Origin of the sequence: Microcystis sp. M113S1, assembly GCF_020246945.1 — a bacterium.
Lineage (GTDB): Bacteria > Cyanobacteriota > Cyanobacteriia > Cyanobacteriales > Microcystaceae > Microcystis.
The window spans coordinates 1-6,690 of sequence record NZ_JADBSA010000015.1 but is presented as its reverse complement, the minus strand read 5'-3'; the positions used below and the strand labels follow the sequence as shown (position 1 = coordinate 6,690).

Genomic DNA, 6,690 nt, shown 5'->3' with positions numbered 1-6,690 from the left:
CTTTTTCCCTGAAAATTAGGTAATTGACCACCTGAAAATGGGTAAAACCCCACACCCCACACCCCACACCCCAACCCCCAACCCCCAACCCCCAACCCCCAACCCCCAACCCCCACCGAAAAACTTTTTCAGCAGACCCTAATTAGGGTTTGCTGAATAAATCTGAAACTGGCTCTCAAAGGGGAAGTCCAGTCAAAACTTCTACTGTTTCTCCCGCTTGTATAGTAGTTTTACCCTGGGGAATTATGGCTAAAGCATTAGTACCCGCTAAATTAATTAAATTAGCCGAATTGTGTTGTCCGGAAGCGAGTTGAAATTGATAAACTCCCTCGATAATTTCTATTTTTCCCCAGAGATAAACTTCTCTTTGTCCCTTAGATTTGAGAGTATCGCGGGTGACAACTCGCAGAAATTTGTTCTGATATTCTGTCAATCCCGATAATTTTTTAATGGCCATTTGCACGAAGCGCCAACAGCAAACTAAAGCAGAGACGGGATTACCGGGGATACCAAAGTAAATACAACCGTTAGGAAAAGTAGCAAAGGTTAGGGGTTTACCCGGTTGAATAGCAACGCTGCCAATCAGAATTTTTCCCCCTAATTCCCCTAAAATTCCCTCGATATAATCGTAATCTCCTACGGAAACACCGCCGGTGGAAAGGACGATAGCACTAGAATTAATGGCTTTTCTGATCGTTTCTCTGAGAAGATCGGGATTATCTTTGATTATACCTAAGGGTCTGGGAATTGCCCCTAAACTGGCTACAAATGCGGTTAAAGCGTAGCGATTCGAGTCAATAATTTGACCTTTTTGGAGGGTTTCATCGGGATTAATTAATTCATCTCCCGTGGAGAAAATTGCCACTTGGGGACGGGAAAACACTGTTAATTCGGTAGCTTGTGCCGTGGCTAAAACCGCTATTTCTGGGGAATTAAGGGCAATACCAGCTTTTAATAAGGTATTTCCCGCTCGATAGAATGTGCCGCGTTGACGCACGAAAAGACCTATTTTTTCGGGAGGGATAAGAATCGCCACTCGCTCGCCTTTTTTGTCAGTATTTTCCTGCATAATAATCGTATCACTGCCGGCGGGTAACATTGCTCCTGTAAATATTCGGGCTGTTTCTCCGGGTTGAATAATTTTTTCGGGGACTTTGCCGGCGGGAATTTCGGCGATAATCTTTAAAGTAACGGGATTTTCTGGATTAGTGTCTTTGACATCTTCGTAGCGGACAGCATAGCCATCCATAGCAGAATTATCCCAATAGGGAAAGTCTAAATCACTGCTGATATCTTCGGCTAAAATGCGCCCAAAAGCTGCCTCTAGAGAAACTTTTTCTGTTTCTTGTCGGGGTTGAATTTGAGTTAAAATTATAGATTCTGCTTCTTTGACTGAGTACATGGATTAAAAAAAATGAACCGATTAGCTAGATTAAGGGTGGAAGATATACAAGCTTGGGTCGGGGAAGTGCATTTATCGGATATGAAGGGTCAGACTCCCTATTATATACCGGTTTTGAACCAAGTTAATACCGAGGTTTTCGCTCTCCAGATTCACTGTCTTGAGGGGGAGATTTTGTCTTGGGGAGATGAAACTGTAACTTTTCCTTTGATGAGTGTGATTAAACCTTTTTTGTTATTATATCTTTTAACTCATTTAGGGGAAGATGCTGTTTTTCGTCGCGTGGGAAAAGAAGCTTCTAGTTATCCTTTTAATTCCTTAACTCAACTGCAAGAGGATCGCGGTTTTCCCCGTAATCCTATGATTAACAGTGGTGCGATCGCCTTGACGGATTTATTAGCAGGAGAAACGCCAGAATCTCGCTGTGAAAATTTGCTTTTATGGTTAAATGAAATGGGTAATTGTCAATTATTTCTCGATCACTCTGTGCTTGAGTCTGTTCACTCCTATCCTAAGGCACACAATCAAGCTTTAAGCTTAGAATTAGAAAAAAATGGTTATATTAGTCATCGTTATTTAGCCCTAGAAACCTACAATCGAATCTGTTGTTTATCTGGAAAAATTGCCGATCTTGCTAATTTAGGTAAGTTGATTTTAGCTGCTCCTTTTGGTGAAATTATTCTAGAAATTATGACTAATTGTGGACTCTACGAAGCTTCCCAACAATTCGCCCTTGAGGTGGGTTTTCCCACTAAATCGGGAGTCAGTGGGGCGTTATTATCAATTGTACCGGAACAGGGCGTTATTGCTTGTTATAGTCCTCTGTTAAATGAGCAAGGTAATTCAATTTTAGGACTTAATTTACTAACACATATAAGTCATTTTGTCAAGTAAATTTAATCTATGAAAATAAGCTTTAATTCCTCAAAAAAACACCGATACTTTTTCTGATTTTTCTTGCCAAGTACCGTGAAAACTGGGAGGGATAAAGTTGATTTTGTCAAGGATTGTTAAGATGCGCTTACCCTGATAATTCCAGTGATCAATTGGCTATCCTGATCATCTCTGGTGATTTTCCCGCAGCATAAATATCCCAAATTGTCCTATAAGCTTTTTCTAAATTGCGGGTAAAACGAAGGGTATCAAATAACGGATAAGTAAGACGATTTTGTGCTAGTTTCTGTTTAATTTCCTGCAATTTATCAGGAGATTTTGCTAAATTAATCGCTAAATTTTTATACTCCTCTAAATTCTTAGTAATTAATTCAGGTAGGCCAATAGCTGTCAGTAAACTAGCACCAACACGGGAAGGAAAAGTTGTACCTGGACAAGTTATAATCGGTAAACCTGCCCATAAAGCATCACTCCCAGTAGTATGAGCATTATAGTATAAAGTATCAAGAAATAAATCAGCTAGTTGATGTCGCGCCAAATGTTCCGGCTTAGGTTCGAGATGGGCAAAAATTAAGCGATCACCCTCAATTCCTCGCGCTTGTGCTTCCCGACGTAGATTTGCTTCAGCTTCAGCTACTCTCGAAAATAACCATAACACACTACCGGGAACATTAGCCAAAATTTGCATCCATACAGTGAATATTTGCGGCTCAATTTTATAGGTATGGTTGAAACAACAAAAGACAAAACCCGATTCAGGAAGACCATACTGGGAACGAGTAACAGGTTTAGATGATATAATTTGTTGATAATCATTAGCCTGATAACTATCCGGTAAAATTACTAATTTTTCAGTAAAATTATCAGCAGATTCCGGTGGGGTAACTATGGCATCACTAATAATATAGTCGATAAAATCTGCTCCCATTGTCCCCGGATAAACCAAATAATTAACTTGAATCGGTGCAGGTTTTAAAGCCAATATTTGCGTCCGCGCCTTATCAATATACCCCATCAAATCAACTAAAATATGCACCCCATCATTAAAAATCCGTTGTGCAGATTCCGTAATTGATAAAGTAGCAATATCATAAAAGCGATCGCAATCATTAGCAATGCGACGACGATATTCACTACCATCATCAGGACCATAGGAATAGGCAATTATTTCAAAGTTATTGCGATCATGTAAACCAAAGACACTTTGCATCAAATGACTGGTGGGATGGTTACGAAAATCATGGCATAAATAACCTATTTTTAATCGTCCAGATCGGGTGCGGGAATGGTTAAAGTTGAGGGATTTAGTCCCTAAGGCTAATTGTCTTTTAACCTCTTGAGCATAGTTACAAGCTACTTTCAACTGTTGACTAGCAGACCAAGGTTTATATAAGGTATCAAAGGGAGTTACTGCGGTAGATTTTCCCTCTTGTAACTGTTTTTCGGTTAATTGCCAAAGTTGGATTAAATCAGCTTCTCTTGTGTTCCAATTACAAGTCATTTCCTTCATAGAAAATAAGCAAGCAAAAGCCTCTAATGAATTAGGTTGAATGGCTAAAGCTTGCTTAAATACGCTCATAGCTGCTTCTACTTTGTCCTGTCTTCCTAAAGCTAAAGCCAAACTATTATAAGCTTTAATGTATTTAGGATTAAGCTTAATTGCTGCTTGAAAATAAGCGATCGCTTCTTCAGTCTTTCCCTGTAGTTGTAACACATTGCCTAAATTAAAGTGTGCTTCTGAATAATTAGGTTTTTTCCTGATTGCTTCTTGAAACTTGACCCCGGCATCCCCTAACTTATCCTGCATTTGTAAGACTAAACCTAAATTATTATCAGCAAAAGCATAGTTTTGATTGCCACAAATGGCTTTGTTAAAGCAAATAATCGCCTCGTCTAAATTTCCCTTGCTAACTGCTATTATTCCTAAATTATTGTGAGCTTCTGCATAATTAGGATTAATCAATAAAGCTTGCTTATAAGCCAAAATAGCTTGATTAATTTGTCCTAAACTATCCATGATCACCCCCAACTGATGCCAAGCAGGTGCATATTGGGGAGATTGATTAATTAATTGTTGATAGAGAGCGATCGCTTCTTCAAGCTTAACCTGTTTTTGCAAGGTGTATGCTTGCTGATAAAGGGTATCTGCTGGCGAAGTATCAAGCTGATTATTTGCTATATTTCCTCCAACTAAAGGAGAAATAGGATCGAGAGTAATAATTTTACTGATGTCATCATTTTGAAATCCTAAAGCTTGGGGACGTTTAACTCCTTCTAAGATTTGTATATCATAAAGTTCGGTAACTTCACCTTCTAAGCGTATCCAGTGAATAACTTCACCTGTTTTCAAATCAATAATTAGCAGACCACAGCGAGGTTCTGCTTCTTTAGCCATTAAATTATCATCTAAGATTAACCCCGAAAAAGTCTTATCTCCCCCACGACTTTTAGATAATCCAACAATGGCATAATTTCCGACAAATGCTAAACCACGCAGAAAACCAGGACAAAAAGTAACAGGCTCAAAAATGCCTTTGTCTTGATCAATATAACCAAAGTAACCCGTACCCGCATTTAATAACCATAACTTACCCTGATAAAATCGGGGAGAATGAGGCATAGATAAACCAGTAGCAATCACTTCATTAGACTGAATATCAATGACACAACCGCCAGTTTGTCTTCTATCTCTCCACCCATCCACCACATCTGATTGACTACAAGCGGTAACATAACGCGCCTTCCCATCTACCAAAGCTAAACCATTGAGATGACAACGATCTTCATTGACTAAAGCGGAAATAAACGATGGTTTCCATAGGGGAATACAACTATGGCGATCGCTGACTGTTGCCAGACAATTTAACATGGTACTGATAAATATAATTCTTTCAGATAGATTTTCTATTGCCAAATCGTGAATATCTAAATCCCCAGTAGTATAACTAATGCGGGGGATATAAAGTTTATCGTAACCATCATAAAGCTGTTCGGATAATAGCACATTATCTAGTTGCCAGATTTGATAGCGGGAACTAAGATAAATCCTTTCTGGGGTAGCATATAAACCCATGGCGCGGTCAAATATCCGCTCAAATCCCGACATCCCCCTTTGAGGGTTAACTCCTAAAAACATCAGTCGAGAACTTTGATAGGTAGTAAAAGCCAGACTAATCTGCTGAGACTCTAACCAATCAATGAAGTTACGGGAAGCAATTATTTCTACGGGGATAGATTGATTAGTATTGGGAGTTGATAGTTGTGTATTCATCGGTTGTCTAGTCCAAATCTACAGCAAATTTTATTTTATATATATCGTAGGGTATGAAGCGCGATAGCGTAACGCACCGATTTAATAATAGAGTTGGTGCGTTACGGCGGCTTGTTAATTTTGGTTTTTTGACGGAATTGATAGCTGCCTAACGGACAGAAAACGGGTTTCTAAATAGAAAGAAAACGGGTTTCTAAATAGTTTCTTGAAGAAACCCTTTTTCTAGGTGACTTAGAAGGAGAGCTTAGACACTTAAACAAAGAAATTACCCACCGGAATGTTCCCTAAAGCTGGTAAAGTGCCAGTAAATCCAGTGATATTTACTAATAAATCATTGCTGGATTGGAAGCCAGCCGTGCTATCATTAATAACGAGGTAAGTTCCAGCTATCGCACCGGTTGTTACCTGCACTAAGGCAGCACTATTAACCCCTAATCCTTGATTACCTGTAATCGCTCCATTGGCATCAGTAAATACCTGATTGACTAAATTCTGTAAAGTGGTGACAGTGCTATTAGCAGCGCGACTGAAACTACTAGGCGCATTCATGGCGTTTCCACCTTGAGTTAATAAGTCAATTTTATCACTATTGATGGCAAAATCGGTGATACGATCGCTTGTTGATATGGTAGATTGTCCAAATTGGAAGATAAAAGTATCTGCACCTGCACCACCAGTTAGAATATCAGCACCATTAGCACCATTAATTTGATTAATGCCACTATTTCCGGTGATATTATTGTTACCAGCGTTACCTGTACCATTAATATTATTAGTCCCAATTAGTCTGAGGTTTTCCACATTATTGGGTAGGGTGCGAGTGAGACTGCTTTGCCAAGTATCAGTAATGATAACTTCTCCTATTCCTCCTTCGGGGTTAATGGTAGCATTAACTGGATTTGACAGGGTTACTGTAAAAGCTTCATCAGGTTCATTGAGGTTATCATTGAGGATGGGAATGCTAATAGTAGCGGTGGAAGTATTAGGTGCAATGGTGATAGTTCCGGTTTTGCTAGTGTAATCTACATCGGCGGTAGCATTAATCGGTGCAGTGGTATAATTGAAGGTAATTGGTTGCGGATTGGGGTTATCAACTGTGACGGTGAGGATGGCATTATTATCT

At 39.3% G+C, this 6,690-nt stretch carries 4 protein-coding genes; 1 reads left to right on the top strand and 3 read right to left on the bottom strand.

Translation table 11 applies throughout. From position 1 onward, the window contains the following. Positions 1 to 175: 175 nt before the first annotated feature. The gene (glp, locus tag IM319_RS00985) at positions 176 to 1,402 is read right to left on the bottom strand and encodes a gephyrin-like molybdotransferase Glp (protein ID WP_287672306.1); all 1,227 of its coding nucleotides are present in this window, start codon (positions 1,400 to 1,402) and stop codon (positions 176 to 178) included. Positions 1,403 to 1,414: 12 nt separating this feature from the next. On the opposite strand from glp, the gene IM319_RS00980 reads away from it, so the two are divergent. After that, positions 1,415 to 2,296 carry a glutaminase gene (locus IM319_RS00980; protein ID WP_287734290.1) on the top strand — a complete coding sequence of 294 codons (882 nt, stop codon included), beginning with the start codon at positions 1,415 to 1,417 and terminating at the stop codon, positions 2,294 to 2,296. A gap of 148 nt (positions 2,297 to 2,444) precedes the next feature. Here IM319_RS00980 and IM319_RS00975 read toward each other — a convergent pair whose 3' ends face one another. Both IM319_RS00975 and IM319_RS00970 read right to left on the bottom strand, forming a co-directional pair. Beyond that, a complete protein-coding gene (locus IM319_RS00975; RefSeq protein WP_287734289.1) occupies positions 2,445 to 5,567 on the bottom strand; it encodes a TIGR03032 family protein in 3,123 nt (1,040 codons plus the stop codon). Between the two features lie 252 nt (positions 5,568 to 5,819). Further along, positions 5,820 to 6,690, bottom strand: an 871-nt coding sequence (locus tag IM319_RS00970) for a bluetail domain-containing putative surface protein (protein ID WP_287734288.1), incomplete at its 5' end; no start/stop codon positions are given.